The organism is Candidatus Pantoea bituminis, assembly GCF_018842675.1.
In the GTDB taxonomy this organism is placed as follows: Bacteria; Pseudomonadota; Gammaproteobacteria; order Enterobacterales; family Enterobacteriaceae; genus Pantoea; species Pantoea phytostimulans.
On the sequence record NZ_JAGTWO010000004.1, the window covers coordinates 121,799 to 139,651 of the forward strand.

General features: G+C 52.6%; 10 protein-coding genes and 5 pseudogenes. 5 read left to right on the forward strand and 10 right to left on the reverse strand.

All coding sequences use genetic code 11. The annotated features are described in order from the left end of the window. Positions 1-164 precede the first annotated feature (164 nt). Positions 165-1,384: pseudogene (locus KQP84_RS04200) on the forward strand (MFS transporter). Positions 1,385-1,478: 94 nt separating this feature from the next. Here the strand turns inward: KQP84_RS04200 and KQP84_RS04205 are convergent. Next, positions 1,479-2,294, reverse strand: a complete 816-nt coding sequence (locus KQP84_RS04205) for a TIM barrel protein (RefSeq protein WP_215845340.1) — start codon at positions 2,292-2,294, stop codon at positions 1,479-1,481. A 198-nt stretch (positions 2,295-2,492) separates the two neighbouring features. Continuing rightward, positions 2,493-2,663 (reverse strand): hypothetical protein, encoded by a 171-nt coding sequence (locus KQP84_RS04210; RefSeq protein WP_215845341.1) that lies wholly within the window; start codon positions 2,661-2,663, stop codon positions 2,493-2,495. A gap of 132 nt (positions 2,664-2,795) precedes the next feature. Between KQP84_RS04210 and KQP84_RS04215 the strand changes: the two are divergent. Further along, positions 2,796-4,209: pseudogene (locus KQP84_RS04215) on the forward strand (CoA-acylating methylmalonate-semialdehyde dehydrogenase). Positions 4,210-4,341: 132 nt separating this feature from the next. After that, the gene (iolB, locus tag KQP84_RS04220) at positions 4,342-5,160 is read left to right on the forward strand and encodes a 5-deoxy-glucuronate isomerase (protein WP_215845342.1); all 819 of its coding nucleotides are present in this window, start codon (positions 4,342-4,344) and stop codon (positions 5,158-5,160) included. A 94-nt stretch (positions 5,161-5,254) separates the two neighbouring features. Here the strand turns inward: iolB and KQP84_RS04225 are convergent, their stop codons facing one another. The 4 genes and pseudogenes from KQP84_RS04225 to iolD all read right to left on the reverse strand — a co-directional run bounded on the left by KQP84_RS04225 (position 5,255) and on the right by iolD (position 10,282). Further along, positions 5,255-6,115 carry a MurR/RpiR family transcriptional regulator gene (locus KQP84_RS04225; protein ID WP_215845343.1) on the reverse strand — a complete coding sequence of 287 codons (861 nt, stop codon included), beginning with the start codon at positions 6,113-6,115 and terminating at the stop codon, positions 5,255-5,257. A 207-nt stretch (positions 6,116-6,322) separates the two neighbouring features. After that, positions 6,323-7,219, reverse strand: a complete 897-nt coding sequence (gene iolE / locus KQP84_RS04230) for a myo-inosose-2 dehydratase (protein ID WP_215845344.1) — start codon at positions 7,217-7,219, stop codon at positions 6,323-6,325. Positions 7,220-7,274: 55 nt separating this feature from the next. Then, positions 7,275-8,288, reverse strand: coding sequence for a bifunctional inositol 2-dehydrogenase/D-chiro-inositol 1-dehydrogenase (iolG, locus tag KQP84_RS04235; protein ID WP_215845345.1), 1,014 nt, complete (start codon positions 8,286-8,288; stop codon positions 7,275-7,277). Between the two features lie 57 nt (positions 8,289-8,345). Next, positions 8,346-10,282: pseudogene (gene iolD / locus KQP84_RS04240) on the reverse strand (3D-(3,5/4)-trihydroxycyclohexane-1,2-dione acylhydrolase (decyclizing)). Between the two features lie 546 nt (positions 10,283-10,828). Here iolD and KQP84_RS04245 point away from each other — a divergent pair. After that, complete coding sequence (locus tag KQP84_RS04245) at positions 10,829-12,742, forward strand: bifunctional 5-dehydro-2-deoxygluconokinase/5-dehydro-2-deoxyphosphogluconate aldolase (protein ID WP_215845346.1); 1,914 nt, start codon at positions 10,829-10,831, stop codon at positions 12,740-12,742. A gap of 64 nt (positions 12,743-12,806) precedes the next feature. On the opposite strand, the pseudogene KQP84_RS04250 reads toward KQP84_RS04245, so the two are convergent. Next, positions 12,807-13,360 (reverse strand): annotated as a pseudogene (locus tag KQP84_RS04250) (DcrB family lipoprotein). A 240-nt stretch (positions 13,361-13,600) separates the two neighbouring features. Then, complete coding sequence (locus KQP84_RS04255; RefSeq protein WP_215845347.1) at positions 13,601-14,266, reverse strand: 7-cyano-7-deazaguanine/7-aminomethyl-7-deazaguanine transporter; 666 nt, start codon at positions 14,264-14,266, stop codon at positions 13,601-13,603. A gap of 203 nt (positions 14,267-14,469) precedes the next feature. On the opposite strand from KQP84_RS04255, the gene tusA reads away from it, so the two are divergent. Further along, entirely contained in the window at positions 14,470-14,721 is a 252-nt protein-coding gene (gene tusA, locus KQP84_RS04260) for a sulfurtransferase TusA (protein ID WP_215845348.1), read from the forward strand. 25 nt (positions 14,722-14,746) lie between these two features. Here the strand turns inward: tusA and KQP84_RS04265 are convergent. Continuing rightward, positions 14,747-17,037 (reverse strand): annotated as a pseudogene (locus KQP84_RS04265) (zinc/cadmium/mercury/lead-transporting ATPase). 88 nt (positions 17,038-17,125) lie between these two features. Next, the gene (locus KQP84_RS04270; RefSeq protein WP_215845349.1) at positions 17,126-17,755 is read right to left on the reverse strand and encodes a lysoplasmalogenase; all 630 of its coding nucleotides are present in this window, start codon (positions 17,753-17,755) and stop codon (positions 17,126-17,128) included. Positions 17,756-17,853: the final 98 nt, after the last annotated feature.

The window sequence follows — 17,853 nt, forward strand, 5'->3', positions numbered from 1 at the left end:
AAATCGGTACGGTAAACCGCTTGCAGAGCACAATAGCGAACCTCCTCTCTATTGTTGTCTGTAAGCGGGGCCGATCAGCCACCGCCTTGCCGCAATCCGAATTATTTAAGGTATAGTCATTTCTTGAGCCTAAAAAATTCAGCTAAAGACGAGCGCAATCACTCATGCCAGACCAACCCGCAGCGCAATCTGCACCCCGTCATTCCCAGATTACCCTCCTGATTATCTCCATTGTGATGTACAACTTTGCTACTTATCTCACTATCGGTTTACCGTTGGCGGTGCTGCCGGGTTTAGTCAACGACACGCTCGGCTACAGCGCTTTTTGGGCGGGATTAGTCATCAGCTTGCAGTATCTCGCCACGCTGCTGAGTCGTCCGCATGCTGGACGATACGCCGATCTCTGGGGACCAAAAAAGTGGTGGTTTGGGGGTTGGTGGGGTGTTTGATCAGCGGGTTATGCATTTTGGCGGCAGCATTGACGCTCAGCACACCAACGTTGAGCCTGGTGTTGCTGTGTGTGGGACGATTAATTCTTGGCGTGGGCCAAAGTTTCTCGGGAACGGGCACCTCGCTATGGGGCGTGGCGCGCGTCGGCTCGCTGCATATTGGTCGGGTAATATCCTGGAATGGCATCGTCACCTATGGCGCGATGGCGATTGGTGCGCCGCTCGGCGTCATGATTTTTCGTATGGGCGGCTTATTGTGGCTCTCCGCCATTATTATCACTATTTCTGTGGTCGCCATTGCTTTGGCAATACCGCGCCCAGCGGTAAAAGCGAGCAAAGGCAGACCACTGCCGTTTCGCGCCGTGTTGGGAAAAGTGTATGGATTTGGCCTGATCCTGGCGATGGGATCGGCGGGCTTCGGCGTTATTGCGACCTTTATTACACTGTTCTACAAGGCGAAAGGCTGGGAAGGTGCCGCCTTTGCGCTCACGCTGTTTAGTGCCGCTTTTGTCGGTGCACGCTTGCTGTTTCCCAATGCGATTACTCGTCACGGTGGACTGCGCGTTGCCAGCGTTTGCCTGGCAGTGGAAGCGGTTGGTCTGTTTCTGGTGGCGGGCGCGTTCGAGCCCTGGATGGCAAAAGCGGGGGCATTTCTCACCGGCGCAGGCTTCTCGCTGGTATTCCCGGCAATTGGCGTGGTGGCGGTAAAAGTGGTGCCGCAGCAAAATCAGGGCAGCGCGTTAGCAACCTACACGGCGTTTATGGATTTATCTCTGGGGATCACCGGGCCAATTGCCGGGTTTATCATGAGCTACGCAGGTGTGCCGCTGGTCTATCTGCTCACCGCGCTGTTGGTCTGCTTTGCGCTGTTTTGCACATTACGCATGATTCGTCATCAGCCCACCGCGCTGAAGAGTGAAAGAGAGGAAAAGTAAAAAAGCGGCCTCCGACCGAGGCCAAAAAATGTGTCACAAGACACAGATAAGGGTAAGGTCACGCGGCGCAAAGACGTCAGCGCCGCGCAGGGGATTAGGCTTGTAGCAGTTCGATACTGAAACGAATTTGGCGTTCTATTTCGGTTGGCGTCCAGCGGTTTAGTTCGGATGAGAAAGGCTCAAACGCGTAGACACCTTTATAACCAAGCATCTCCAGGCGCTTCACCTGCGCCACGCTGTTCAACACATCGTGATCACTCAACATGATGCGTTCTTCGTCGGTCAACTCAGCCGTTGGGCGGGTATCTTCCACGCCGGACAAGTGCACCAGGCCAATCTGGTTAACATCAATCTCTGCCGGAAATTCTTGTTCGGCATTTTCATACAGATGGTGGTGGAAAGTATCCAGCAGCAGTTTAAACGGTACGTTGGCATCACGAATCAACTGCTGTGCCTGTACGGCAGAACGCAGCGAACTGATCGGGAAACCCAGCGGCTCAACTAAACCCTGCACGCCATAATGTTCAAAACGCGGCGCGAGTTTCTGCATCGCTTCCAGCGTCTGCTGAGGTGAGATGGCAACGCCTTCGTTCAGTGGGCACATCACTAAGGCTTTCGCACCGATACTTTTTGCCTCTTTTAACAGCGCCTCCGCTTTTTCCAACAGCGCATCGTCGGCACGGTTAAAGGGATAAAGCGCATTAATAGTGACAATTTCAATGTGATATTTCTCGGTAAGCGCGCGCAGTTGTTCAGGTGATAAATCATCTGTCACTTTGCCGCTCGGCATGTCATTACGCAGCTCTACTTTGCTTAATCCCAGGCGCTGTACTAACTGGAAGAAGGCTTCCAGCGAAAGGGCGGGGGCAATTTTTCGGTTAATACAGAAACGAGTGGGATCAATGGCCATGCTGCGGCTCCTGTTAGGGGAGATAAGATGCAGCAAAGAAAACATTTATTTCATTAATAGTGAATAATGGAATGCGTATTATTAGATCTGCTTCGCAATAATTTCATATTTCGTTCCATAGCACAGCTCCTCCACCCTGTTTCTTTGAAAAAACGCATAAGATTTTATGGCACTGCTGCCGCTGCTGGAGGCGCATTATCACTGGCTAAAATGCATTTTGATGCCAACACGCAAAGCCGCGAAGAAAAATGCGATCTGTGCCGCTAAAAGAAATTTTCCAAAAAGAACTATTTGAAAAATTTGTTCCACTGTAATAGCTTCATAACACGCTTTAGGCTTCGCCTGATCAGGCAACGTGACTTCCAGCACGCGCAGTCTGCAGGGAACGTAAACATTCAAAGAGGCAACAACATGAATATCGTAGGAAACTTTATTGGCGGTAAAACCACCCACAGCGCCAGCAACGAAACCATTCCTGTTTATGATCCGGCAACCGGCAAAGTGGTCCGCGAACTGACGCAAAGTACCGCTGATGAAGTCGCTCAGGCGATTGAAGTTGCACACAATGCCTTTCCAGCCTGGTCAAAAACCTCTCCGCTACGTCGTGCGCGCGTGCTGTTCAATTTTAAAGCATTGATGGAACAACATCGCGATGAGCTGGCGGCATTGATCGTCTCTGAACACGGTAAAGTCTGGTCAGATGCGCTGGGCGAACTGACGCGCGGCATCGAAGTGATTGAATTTGCCTGCGGTATTCCACACCTGATTAAAGGCGAATATTCGGCTAACGTCGGCACTGGCGTTGACAGCTTCTCGCTGATGCAGCCGGTGGGTGTTGTGGCGGGTATTACCCGTTCAACTTCCCGGCGATGGTGCCATTATGGATGTTCCCTATCGCGCTGGCGTGCGGTAATACCTTCATTCTTAAGCCGCCTGCACTCGACCCTTCTGCCGCTGTTCGCATGGCAGAACTGCTGACCGAAGCGGGTCTGCCGGACGGTGTCTTTAATGTGGTTCACAGTTCCAACGACGATGCAGAGCAGTTGTATAAAGATCCACGCATCGCTGCTGTTAGCTTTGTGGGTTCTTCCGGCGTCGCAGAACATATCTATAAAACAGCCAGCGCCCACGGCAAACGCGTTCAGGCGTTTGGTGCAGCGAAAAACCACGCCATTGTGATGCCGGATGCCGATCTGGATGCCACCGTGAACGCCATCATGGGCGGCGCGTTTGGATCCGCAGGCGAACGCTGCATGGCGTTGCCAGTTGTGGTTGCTGTTGGCGATGATACGGCTGATAAGTTAATTGCGAGCCTGACTCCGCTGGTGAAAGCGCTGCGTGTCGGCCCTGGCATCAACAAAGGTTCAGAAGAGAATGAGATGGGGCCGGTGGTTTCCGCGGCACATCAGAAAAAGTGCTTGGCTACATAGATAAAGGCGAGCAGGAAGGTGCAAAACTGGTGGTGGATGGCCGTAACTTCCAGGTGCCTGGCCATGCTGAAGGTTATTACGTTGGCGGCACGCTGTTCGACAACGTGACGTCTGACATGGTGATCTGGCGTGAAGAGATTTTTGGACCGGTGCTGAGCATTATGCGCGCGCCTGATTACGACAGCGCATTGAAACTGGTTAACAGCCACGAATTTGGCAACGGCAGCGCTATCTTTACCAGCAACGGCAATACCGCGCGCGAATTTGTGCAGGATGTTGAAGCGGGCATGGTGGGTGTTAACGTACCGGTTCCTGTGCCGATGGCCTTCCACAGCTTTGGCGGCTGGAAACGTTCGGTCTTTGGTGCATTGAACGTGCACGGCCCAGATGGCGTCCGCTTCTATACCCGCATGAAAACCGCAACCGCCCGTTGGCCGAGTGGTCAGCAAACCGTTTCTGAATTCAGCATGCCGACGCTGGGCTAATTCATTTTTATACCCGAAAGCCTTCAGGCGACAGCAGTGGAACATGCGTTTGCATCCTCAATCCTTGATAGAGGTAAACAGATGCTATTAACGCAGTTGTCGCTTGAATGATGACGGAGAAGGAGGATTAGGATGTCTTTACTTTCTAAAGCACAACAGCCTGACAGCCAGGGACGTATTCAGCATGTCACCCCGGAAAGTGCAGGCTGGCGTTATGTTGGCTTTGACGCTTACCTGCTGAAAAAGGGAGAAATCCTGCGTCTGAGCAGCGGTGAAAAAGAGCTTTGTTTAGTGTTAGTGGCGGGGCTGGCATCAGTGAAAACGCGCCACGCTGAGTTTCCTGGCATCGGCAAACGCATGTCACCCTTTGAACGCGTTCCACCCTATTCGGTGTATGTGCCGCACAACGATGAAGTCGAGATTCAGGCGGACAGCGACCTTGAGCTGGCGGTATGTAATGCGCCAAGCCAGGGCAATTTACCGGCTCGCCTGATTGCGCCCGCTGACGTCGGCGTTGAACAGCGCGGAAAAGGGCGCAATAAACGCCTGGTACATAATATTCTGCCGGATAATGAACCCGCCGACAGCCTGCTGGTCGTGGAAGTGTATACCGATGAGGGCGACACCAGCTCATATCCAAGCCACAAGCACGATCAGGAAAACAGCGAAAACGAAACCTATCTGGAAGAGACCTATTATCACCGTTTCGATCCAGAGCGTGGATTTGCGATGCAGCGCGTTTATACCGAAGATCGCTCGCTGGATGAGTGCATGGCGCCCTATAACCGCGATGTGGTTACTGTGCCGCGCGGTTATCATCCGGTCGCGACTCTGGCGGGGTATAACAACTATTACCTCAACGTGATGGCTGGCCCGGAACGTTTATGGAAGTTTACCTGGGAGAAAGATCACGCCTGGGTAAACAGCGATGACTATCCGCGCAGCAAATAATGGCGGAAAACAAAAAGGCAGCCTTGAAATGGCTGCCTTTTTTATGCCTGAACGCGAATGTTTGATAAAACACCCTGCTCAGCAATGATCTCTATCAGTTATGACTTTTTTCGACATTCTTATCCGCATTATTCAAGGCAAGCGAAACGGCCAACGTCTGCGCCAGGCACAACGAAGCGACCTGAGAACGGAAGCCATCAACCTGCGCTTCACGTACCACGAAGCAGACATCGCTGAAAGCGGCCAGCGGACTGACCTGGCTGTCGGTAATGGCGATTTGATGCGCGCCGCGTTTAGCCCCTAATTCAACCACTTCAACGGCTTCACGTGCGTAAGGTGAATAGCTAATGGCGATCACCACATCTTTCGGATTTACCAGGCTGAGCTGCTCGGTGAACATCCCACCCAGACCATCAATCAGGAAGGCACGACGTTCAAGGTGGCGCAGAGCATAAACCAGATAGGACGCCACGCTAAACGAGCGGCGCAGGCCAATAACGTAAATGTTTTCAGCTTCATTAAGCAGCTTAACGGCCTTATTTAACTGGTCCGGATTCACCTGCATCGCCAGCTGCTGCAATGCCTGGCTGTTTACCATAGTGAAAACGTTAAGGATTTCGGCTGGGCTTTCTGGTGCGCTGGCGCTGTCATCGGTAGAGGTTTGACGAAACAGGCGGGCGCGCTCGGTATAGTTCACCGTTTCTTCCATCAGATGCTGACGGAAAACTTGTTTCATTTCGTTGAACCCGCTGAAGCCAAACGCATTGGCAAAGCGAATCAGTGTGGAAGGCGGTACATCCGCTTGGGATGCGATGGAAGCCACGGTATCAAAAGCAATGCTGTTACTGTTATCAAGGATATAACGAGCGACCTGTTTTAGACGCTTGCTCAGTGTTTCATAGCGGCGACGAATATCGTCCTGCAGCAAGGAAAGTTGGGTGGGATTATTGGTCATTACTTCTGCCCGTTTAATAAGAATAATGGCTGGATAATGAGCGCTATAGTACCAGATGGATGGAAAATTTCATTTCTTTGCGTGTAATGAGGGCTTTATTTCATGGGTTTATGAAATACCTCACAGAATCCGTGGAGATGCGTGACGAAGCACGACATCCCCACCATTTTATTACGGTCAGATTTCAGGTTAAAGAAGGTTTAAACGTTACAAACCTGCATTTTCGCGAATGTATTTGCGCGCCTTCACGGCATATTCAAAGGGATTAGCCAGCGCGGGATCTTGCTCCGCTTCCACCACCATCCAACCTTTGTAGCCGTAATCGTCGAGGATTTTGAACACCGGTTTGAAGTCAATCACGCCGTCGCCGGGTACGGTAAACGTGCCTTTTTTCACCCCATCGAGGAAAGAGAGTTTATTTTGACGCACCTCTGCCACTACGTCATCGCGCACATCTTTCAGATGGACGTGGAAGATACGCGGCAGGTATTTTTTCAGCACTGCCAGCATCTTCTCTTGTGAGCCTTCTGAGTAGTAAACATGGCCAGTGTCATACAACAGGCCGACGTTTTCGTTGGTCAGCGCCATGAAACGGTCAATCTCTTCAGTGGTCTGAATGCCGGTTCCCATATGATGATGCAGCGTAACGCGCATGCCTTTTTCAGCTGCGATAGCCGCCAGCTCGTTATAACCTTCCGCCGTTAAACGCCACTCTTCATCGGTGAAAACCGGCTTCTCTTCCAGCACCGCCAGCGTGGTGCCCTGAATACTTTTGCTCTGCTCAGAGCAGCCAATGACACGTGCACCCATCGCGTGCAGGAAGTTCATGTGGTTCACAAACTCGTCGATGGTTTTAGCTTTGTCGCCGTTGGCAAAAAAGGTGCTGAACCAGGCGTTACAGATCTCAATGCCACGAATATCCAGCATCGGCTTTAAAATTGCCGGATCGCGCGGGTATTTGCTGCCCACTTCGCTGCCAGTAAATCCTGCCAGCGCCATCTCACTCACCGTCTGTTGAAAAGTATTTTCACTGCCCAAATCAGGCATATCATCATTGGTCCAACCGATCGGCGCTATTGCCAGCTTCACGTTATCTTTGTTCATTTTGTAATCCTTTTGATAAGGGCGGAACAGTGCCGCCCACAATAAAAGCGCGGGATCAGTGGTTATAAAAATCAGGACGCGGCGGCATTTCTACTGGCTCAATCGCGCCGCTGTTTTGCGCCTTCAGGCACGCATCGGCAGCAACGGAAGCAGCAAAGCCATCCCAGGCTGAGGGGCCCGTTAACTGGCCCGCTTTCACATCATTGATGAACGCCTGTAGCTCAACGTCATAGGCATCAATAAAACGATCTTTCCAGTCGACCAAAATGGTGTTCGAAAGTTTGGCGTCTTTACGCAGCTGAACAGAAGAGGGCTCAGGCAGTTTAGCAATACCGGTTTCGCCAACCACTTCACACTGAATGTCGTAGCCGTAAGCGCAGTTAACAAAAATTTCCACGTCGATGCGCACGCCTTTTTGCGTTTCAAACAGCACAATTTGCGGATCTTTCAATTTGGCGTGGCTCTTCGACGTCACGCGTGGGAAGACCACCTGCACGCTTTTATAATCGTCGTTGGTCAGCCAGCGCAGCACATCCAGTTCGTGAATCAGGGTGTTAGTAATCGCCATATCGGTGGTGTAATTTTCCGGCACCGTTGGGTTGCGATGGGCGCAATGCAGCATCAGCGGTTCGCCAATTTCACCGTCGGTAATCACCTTTTTCAGGGCGCGATAACCAGAATCGTAAGGGCGCATAAAGCCCACCTGCACTAGACGCTTGCCGTGTTTGATCTCCGCCTCTACCACGTGACGGCAGCCTTCAGCGCTCATTGCCAGCGGCTTTTCACAGAACACCGGCTTACCGGCAGCAATCGCAGCCAGGGTAAACTCTTCATGAGTCGGATCCCATGAAGTCACTAATATGGCGTCGACTTCAGGCGATTGAATCACCTGATGACCATCTTGATAGACTTCTGCTTCGATATTCAGGCGTTGCAACGCTGCGCGTGCGCCATCAACGTTGATGTCAGATACGGCGACCACTTTCGCACCCTGCAGCACGTTATTGCAGCGACGAATGTGTTCCTGACCAATTGCACCTGTACCGATTACGCCAAGTTTCAAAGTCATAATTATACCTGTAGGGTTCATTCGGATAAGAGAAAGGGCCGGGAACCGGCCCTGAGATTAATACTTACGGGCTTGATCCAGGTGCGCGTTTAGGCTGTCGGCGACGCTTTGGGTGCGTTCTGAATCCGACGTCTGCGCCACGCCCACGTGCCACCAGCTGAAGTACTTATGAATCATGGTCTTTGGCAAGACTTTAATATCAATGAGCGTCGATACCGTCTGCTTCTTCGCATCTTCCAGCGCCGCTTTGAGCTGATCCAGCGTGGTCACACGATAGGTTTTGCAGCCGTAACCGGCGGCAATAGAAGCAAAATCAACCGGGACAAAACCCCCATCCAGCTTGCCACCTTCCGGGTTACGGAAGCGGAATTCGGTAGTGAAGCTATCCATGCCGTGTTCCATTTGCAGGTTATTGATGCAGCCGTTGGTCATGTTATCCAACAGCACCACGTTGATTTTGGCGCCTTCCTGAATGGATGTGACCAGCTCGGAGTGCAGCATCATGAATGAACCATCACCGACCAGCGCGTAAACTTCACGCTGCGGCTGCGCCAGTTTGACGCCCAGTGCGGCATTCACTTCATAACCCATGCAGGAATAGCCGTACTCAACGTGGTACGCGTTGTAATCTTTGGTGCGCCACACGCGTTGCAGGTCGCCCGGCAAGCTGCCCGCGGCTGCCACAATCACTGCATCCTTTGGGAGCTGCTCGTTTAAGGTGCCGAGCACGCTGCTCTGCGTGAGCAGGGATTGTGTCAAACGGTTGAACTCAGCAAATACCGCTTCGCGATCGATGTGATCGGCAATTTCTGGGGTAAAGCCTTCGCTGTATTCAACCTGATAAACACGCTGCGTCTCTTTCAGCAGTTTGCTTTGAGCCTGCTCGATTTGGTTGCCCCAATCGTTGCTGTAATTTTGGGAAACCAGCGCCGCGCTCAGCGCCGTTAATCCTTCACGCGCATCCGCTAGCAACTGCACGCCATCTAACTTGTAGCTGTCGAAATTACTGACGTTAACGTTGAGGAAGCTGACCTCGGGGTTCTGGAAAATCCATTTCGATGCGGTGGTGAAATCGGTGTAGCGCGTCCCCACGCCAATCACCAAATCAGCCTCTTTCGCCAGCAAGTTGGCGGCCAGACAGCCGGTTTCGCCGACGCCGCCCACGTTGAGCGGATGATCGGAAATGATTGTGCCTTTACCCGCCTGGGTTTCAGCAAAGGGATTTGATAGCGTTCAGCAAACTGACGCAGCGCTTCGCCCGCTTCGGAGTATTTCACGCCACCGCCACAAACAATGATTGGCTTGCGTTTACGCACAATCAGCGAAAGGGCATCTTCTAACTGGGCTGCGGTGGGTAAGCGGCGATCCAGACGATGAACACGTTTTTGGAAGAAATATTCCGGGTAATCCCAGGCTTCGCCTTGTACATCTTGTGGCAGAGAGATCGTCACCGCGCCGGTTTCTGCCGGATCGGTGAGCACGCGCATTGCATTGATGCAGGCGGTCATCAGCTGTTCTGGGCGGCTGACACGGTCCCAGTATTTGCTGACGGCGCGGAAGGCGTCATTGGTGCTGATGCTGAGATCGTGCGCTTGTTCAATTTGTTGCAGCACCGGATCGGGCTGGCGGGTCGCGAACACGTCGCCCGGCAGCAGCAGCAGAGGAATACGGTTTGCCGTGGCGGTAGCGGCGGCGGTAATCATGTTTGCCGCACCCGGCCCAACGGAAGAGGTGCAAGCAATGATTTGACGACGCAGCGATTGCTTAGCAAAACCCGTCGCAGCATGCGCCATACCTTGTTCGTTACGTCCCTGATGCACTACCAGATCGCCGCTATCCTGCTCCAGCGCCTGACCCAAACCCAGAACGTTGCCATGACCGAAGATGGCGAAGATGCCTTTGACAAACTTCGTCTCAACGCCATCAACATCAATGAATTGGTTATCAAGAAATTTAACCAGCGCCTGTGCAGTGGTCAGTCTGATTGTGCCCATATGCTCTTCCTTTACATGCTGGTGGTGCCTGAAATCCGAGCGCGGTAGGCGATGTAGAACCTCGGAAAAGGCGACCGGGGGTAATTGAAACGTGAAGCGATTATAAACAAATATATTTTTCATAAAATACGATTACAGAAGAAACATTTCATTTTGCGAGTGAGATCAAATTTAACGCCAAAACGGGGCTTTGATCGTTTTTGTCACGTCGTAAAGTGGAACGCCCGGTAGGCTTCACTGCCATATGAAAAATTTCATTTCATTTCAGTAGATTCCCCTTTTAATCAGGCTTTTCCTGCGATCTGTCTCACAACCCTGCAACAGCGGGTACTGGCGGGGTTGAATCTTTCCAGTATTGATCGCTTTCCAGAGTTTTACCTGGTTCACAAAATCGCGATGGATATTTCATTTCATATTGAATTTGGAATTTTTATTCCCCATACTTCGGAAATAGCCAATCAGGCACCTTGAGACCCCGGAAGCAAAGCGCGCGTTATCGGGCTTTTCGCCGACAGTGTCTGCTTATCACAGAAGGAAACCACAGGTATGAGTACACAACAGAAGCGGCTTGATGTGATTTGTATCGGACGCATCGCCGTCGATTTTTATGGTCAGCAAATTGGCGCTCGCCTGGAGGATGCCACCTCGTTTGCTAAATACCTTGGCGGTTCTTCAGGGAACGTGGCTTACGGTACGGCCATTCAGGGTTTGAAATCCGCCATGCTGGCGCGGGTGGGTGATGAGCATAATGGCCGCTTCCTGCGTGAAGAGTTACAGCGCGTGGGCTGTAATACCGAGGGATTGATTACCGATGAGAAACGTCTTACCGGCATGGTGATCCTTGGCATTAAAGATGAAGAGACCTTTCCGCTGATTTTCTACCGTGATAACTGCGCCGATATGGGCCTGGTGCCAGAAGACATTAAAGAGGAATTTATCACTGCTTCTCGCGCCGTGGCGGTTACGGGAACCCATTTATCGCATCCGCAAACGCGTGAAGCGGTACTGAAAGCGCTGGATATTGCCAAGCGCAATGGCCTACGTACCGCGCTGGATATCGATTATCGCCCGGTTTTATGGGGTTTGACCTCGTTGGGTGACGGTGAAACGCGTTTCATCGAATCGGCTCAGGTCACGCAGCAGCTACAAGAAGTGGTGCATTACTTCGATTTGATTGTTGGAACCGAAGAAGAGTTTCATATCGCTGGTGGCAGCACTGACACGTTAACCGCGTTGAAAAATGTGCGTCAGGCGAGTCAGGCGACGCTGGTTTGTAAGCGCGGTCCAATGGGATGCGTGGTGTTTGAAGGCGATATTCCTGACAGCTGGGAACAAACCAAACTGCAAACTGGCGTACGCGTAGACGTGCTAAATGTACTGGGCGCAGGCGATGCCTTTATGTCTGGCCTGCTGCGCGGCTGGTTGAATGATGAAGGTTGGGAGCAAGCTTGCCGCTACGCCAATGCCTGCGGCGCGCTGGTGGTGTCACGTCACGGTTGTGCGCCAGCCATGCCGACCAAAGCGGAGCTGGATGATTTCCTCAGCCGTGACAAAGACGTTAAACGCCCCGATCTCGACAGCCGACTGAACCATCTGCACCGCGTTACAACACGTAAGCAGCAATGGCCAGAACTGAATGTTTTTGCCTTTGACCATCGCAAGCAGCTCGCGGATATGGCGCGTGAAGCCGGTGTTGATGAAAGCAAAATTCCGCAGTTAAAAGTCCTGCTGTTAAGAGCAGCAGAAGAAGCGGCGCAAGAAGCGGGCCTGGAGAACAAGAGCGGCATTTTGGCCGACACCACATATGGGCAGAAAGCGCTGAATGCGATTACCGGAAAAAACTGGTGGATTGGCCGCCCGATTGAGCTGCCAAGTTCACGGCCGCTACGTCTTGAGCATGGAAACATCGGTTCTCAGCTTATCGACTGGCCTACTGAACACGTGGTGAAATGTCTGGTGTTTTATCATCCGCATGACAGCGCCGAACTGCGCAAAGAGCAGGATGATCTGATCCTCGACGTGTGGAAAGGTTGTAACAAAAGCGGGCATGAGCTGCTGCTGGAAGTGATTTTGCCGGAGAGCAACCCGGACCATAAAGAAGCCTATTATCTGGAAATGCTGAGCCATTTCTACAGCCTGGGCGTTCAGCCAGACTGGTGGAAACTGCCACCGATGTCAGCAGAAACCTGGCAGGCGATAAGCGGCTTGATTGAGCAGCAAGACCCATACTGCCGCGGCATTCTGTTACTGGGACTTGATGCGCCAGAAGAAAAGCTGAAAGCAGGCTTTGCCGCCGCCGCTAAGGCACCGTGGGTGAAAGGCTTTGCTGTCGGACGGACCATTTTTGGTCAGCCTTCACGCATGTGGCTGCAAGGTGAGCTGGACGATCAGGCGCTGATTGATACGGTGAAAGGTAATTATTTGCGCCTCATTGGTTACTGGCGCGAAGCGCGAGGTTAAAGAGAGGATCGGGCGCGATATCGCGCCCGATAAGCCCTTCGGTGAGTCGGAACTCCCCATCAAATCACTTCAGCGTTACGCTCTTCACGATATTGTCGGCATCGCTTTGCGCTTGCTGCTGATTATCGCCTGGCAGCGTAATCTGCATTGTCATCAGCTTACCGTCCACTTTTGCCAGAATCACGGAGGACCATGAGGTCTGATTGTTGGCAGAAATTACCGTATCCAACTGCTGTGCTGGTTGGTCTTTCAGGGTAACGGATTTGTTCGATACCACCTGCAACTGCGGATCGCGGTTACGTTGCTGCTGCTCCATACGTTGCGACAGCACATCCAGACTATCGGTGGTTTCGTCACCCGCAATAACAATAATGGCGCGTGCACCTGTTTCGTCAGCATAAACATGCATGTTGGTGGTTTGATTGCCCAGTTTGCCGCTCTTATCAGACATGCCTGGCGGCAGCGAGAAGCTCAGCTTGCCATCCATCAGCGTGACGTTTTGACTGGATTGGCTGGCGCTCACACCGTTGTCGTTCGCCGCTTCGTCTTTTTCTGGTCACAGGCGGCTAAGCCTAAAACCAGTAAACCCATTCCCGCATATTTCACTAGGTTACGCATCAGAATCCCTTTTATCTTTCCAGACAGCCGTTTATATACCTTACACCCTTCGCGTTGCAGTAAGGCGGCAAACGCGTGAATCCCAGAGAGCTTACTCGGGTAAGTGACTGGGTGAACGCGCGCTGCCAACGCACCTGCAGCTTGAAGTATGACGGGTATACAACAGTAATCAGGTTGCAAACGCAACCCGATGATTGTCAGGAAATCTTAGCCTGTCGTGGCAAAAAGCTCTATTTCCGTTTAGCCGAAATTAACGTGCGCACGGTTGGCGTGCTCGGTCAGGCGTTTTAACGTGGCATTCAACAGGACACCGTAAGCAGGCAGGAAGAACACCATGCAGATCAACATTTTGAAAGTGTAATCCACTAAAGCGATCTCAACCCAATGCTGCGCCATAAACGGATCGGGACTTTGATAGAAGGCGATAGAAAAGAAGGCTAGCGTGTCGCTGATATTACCGAGGAACATCGCGCAGCCGGGCGCAATCCACCACTGTGGCAAGCGACGCAGGCGATTAAATACATGCACATCAAGGATTTGGCCCAGCGCGTAAGCCATAAAGCTGGCGCAGGCGATGCGGGCGACGAATAGATTTACCTCTTTCAGCGCGTGCCAGCCTTGCCATTCGCCTTGATAGTAGAGGCTAGAAACAGCGTAAGAGATAAACAGCGCAGGGATCATTACCGCCAGAATAATGCGGCGTGCCAGCGCCGCGCCAAAAATGCGCACGGTAAGATCGGTAGCAAGAAAGATAAACGGGAAGCTGAAAGCGCCCCAGGTGGTGTGAAAGCCAAAAATGGAAACCGGCAATTGCACCAGATAATTGCTGGAGGTGATCACCAACAAATGAAACAACGACAACCAAAACAGCGCGTGCATGCGCTGACGCGATGAGAATGCGATCATAATAAGCCTTTTTAGTGTTGGGGTGAGGGAACCCATTGCAGAAGATTGCCAGCAATATCCTGCGATTAAACGGATGAAAAAGCGGCGGCATCTTACCGCGTTGTGCTATTTATGCAATGGCTAATTTTAACGCAATCGTTATCGTCTTGCGTCGGTTTATTGACGCGCTAGAATAGCCGACCCACATCAAAACTGAGTCCATTATGAGCGATGCTTTTACTTCTGCCGACCATCAGCTCGATGCGCGCGGCCTGCGCTGTCCTGAGCCGGTAATGATGGTGCGTAAAACCGTCCGCAATTTGCAGGATGGAGAAACGCTGCTGATCATTGCCGATGATCCGGCGACGACACGTGATATTCCAGGCTTCTGCCGCTTTATGGAACATCGGCTTTTAGCCCAGCAGACGGAAACCTTGCCTTACCAGTTTCTGCTGCAAAAAGGGTTGGAAGGTTAACGGCGGCAGATGACCGCCGTCGATTTTACCGCGTTCGTGAATGCAGAAGCCGCAAGGCGTTTGCCGTGACCAGCGCGGTAGCGCCGGAATCGGCTAAAACCGCCAGCCATAATCCGGTTAATCCCAACAGCGTTGTCACCAGAAACAGCGCTTTCAGCCCCAGCGCCAGCGCGATGTTTTGGCGGATGATGCTGCGTGTTCGGCGGGCTAATGCAATCATGGGTGCCAGATTCGTCAGTTGGTTACGGGTTAATGCGGCGTCGGCAGCCTCCAGTGCGACGTCTGTGCCGCTGCCCATGGCGATGCCTAACGTTGCGGCTTTCATGGCAGGCGCGTCGTTGATGCCATCGCCGACCATCGCCAATGAAGAGTATTGACTGAGCTGACGAACCGCCTCGACTTTATCGGCGGGCAGCAGGCTGGCGCGGTAATCGATGCCAAGCTGCTGAGCAATGCTCGCTGCGGCACGCGGATTGTCACCGGTTAACATCAGGCTCTTAATGCCGAGTTTTTCAACGCGGCTATTGCTGCTATCGCATCGCTACGCAGCTGATCCTGCAACGCCAGTGCACCCAACGCTTCGCCATCACGCAGCACAATCACCAGCGTCTGACCGTGCGCCTCCTGCTCGGCAATCAACGTCTGCTGCGCTGGCGTCAGTGTCGTCACGCGTGCCGGGGCAAGTAATTCTATTCGTTGGCCTGCGACCTGTGCGGCGATACCACTTCCCGCGAGTGCCTGTTGTGAGTTGGCCTGCGGAATCTGCAGATCACGTGCCTGTGCAGCCGCAATAATCGCTGTCGCCAGCGGATGCGTGGAACCTTGCTCCACGGCGGCGCTGAGTGTTAACAGCTGGGCTTCGCTGATCCCGATAAACGGTAAGATGCGCGTAACCTGCGGTTTCCCGGCGGTCAGCGTACCGGTTTTATCAAACGCCAGCATGTGTAGCGAACTCAGCCGTTCCAGCGCTGCGCCACCTTTGATCAACGCGCCCTGACGAGCGGCAGCGGCTAACCCAGAAGTAATGGCGGCGGGCGTTGAGATCACCAGCGCGCAAGGACAGCCAATCAGCAATAACGTAAGCCCTTTATAAATCCAGGGTTGCCAGTCGCCGTAGCCCAGCAGCGGCGGTAGCACCATCACCAGTAGCGATAACAACATAATGGCGGGCGTATAAATGCGGCTGAAAGCGTCGATAAAACGCTCCACGGGCGCGCGATGGCTTTCGGCTTCTTCGATCAGTTGCAGAATGCGGTCAATGGCACTTTCGCCGGGTTTCGACGTGACTTCCATTGTCACCAGTCGATCTACGCTGGTGGCACCCGCCATAATTTTTTCGCCCCTTTCGTGCGAGACCGGCAATGATTCTCCGGTTAATGCGCTTTCATCAAAGCTGGCGCTGCCGCTTAACAATCGCGCATCGACCGGTAAACGCCCGCCCGCAGCAACTTCAATCACATCGCCGGGTTGCAACGCATCCAGTGCAATCTGCGAGCGCGTGCTGCCGTGAATACGCATGGCGAATTCTGGGCGCAGCGCCATCAGGCTAGTGACGCCGCTGCGCGCGCGTGAGGCAGCATAAGCTTCCAGGCGTTCACCCAGCTGGAACAGCAGCAGTACCATGGCTGCCTCTATATGCGCGCCAATGATTAATGCGCCCGCAGAGGCCAGCGTCATTAACATTTCAATCGTAAAGGCAGAGCCGCTGCGCAGTCGAAGCCAGGCGCTGTATGCTACTGGGCCTAGCCCAATCAGTGTGGTGATAACAAACAGGCGATCGCCCCAAACGGCGTCAAAGTGGCTAACTAACGCGCTGACAACCATCAATACACCAAGCAGAATGAAACTGCGATTGGCTTGCCAGTGCGAAGGGGAGACGTCTGGGTTTGAGATGATGTCAGTGTGAAACCGGCTTTTTTACTGCATTTTCAACGGTAATTTGCACATCACGATAGGCATCGACCACCAGCTTTTCACTGGAAAAAGGATGCGGGCGGCGGCAACGTCAGGTAAATGGCGAACGGCGGTTTCAATCGTGCGGGCACAGCTGGGACAATCCATGCCGCTTACGCGCCAGCTGAATTGTTGCGTACTTTGCTGCGTTCTGGCGACTCGCCGGTCGCTTTCCTCTTCAGCTTCGCTAGCGGGGCCGGAAGGGCTATCGCCAGAACAGCAGGCAGGCGTATCTGATGAAATCGGCGTGGCAGCGCTAATAGAAAGTGTTGTCGGGCGAAGGTTGCTTAGGTTGCAAAGGGGCTTTGATGCAGCATGCATGGTGCGGGATTTACCGCAGCCACAGGATTGATGTTGATGCATATGACCTCCAGAAGCGGGCGGAAGTGCCCGCTCTGATATCCTACACTCTGGAGTCAACTCCAGAGTCAAGCCTTTGGTCATTTTTTCTTCAGTAGAGCCACAGTGAACGCACAATCATGAAGTGACCGGCGAAATAGCAGGCTGCGATGATGGCGCTATCGGCGCTGAAACGGCGGCGATAATGAGAGATAAACCAAATAATATTGGCTAACAGCAACAGGCCGGCACCGACCATGATCGAAAAGCTGTAATCGGTTGGACGGAAGAAATATTGCTCGGTCGCCATCCAGGTCATGACCAATGTCATGCCAATAAAGGTACAGATTGGCCACCGCAAATCGGCCAGCTTGTTCCAAAGAACACCAATCACCACCACGCCAATAATCAGCAGCGTAAGGGGAATCGGCCAGAAGAAGCTCATCGTCATGTTAGCGGCAAAACTCAGCGTATAAAGCAGATGCGAAAGAAAGAACGCACCCAGCGCATAGAGCATTTTCTGACGCGGCAGCAGTGTAAGAGCATCGCCAACCAAGGTAGCGATTAACCCGGCAAGGATCAGATAATCGGTGGTGTTAAGCGTAGGTGCTTGCCATGCCAGGCCAACCAGCAGCAGAAGCGTAACCGGTTTAAACAGCCAGCGTTGCCATTGTGGACCACGATATGAGGCATCGACATACAGCCAACCGGAGAAAAGTACAGCGAGGAAAGACCAGAGCATTGTTTCTCCCTTTTAACCAAAAATGGTGAATGTTCCCAAAATGTCGATCTCAGTTTAGGTTACGCCTCAGCAATGTGACAATCAGGCAACTCTGGTTG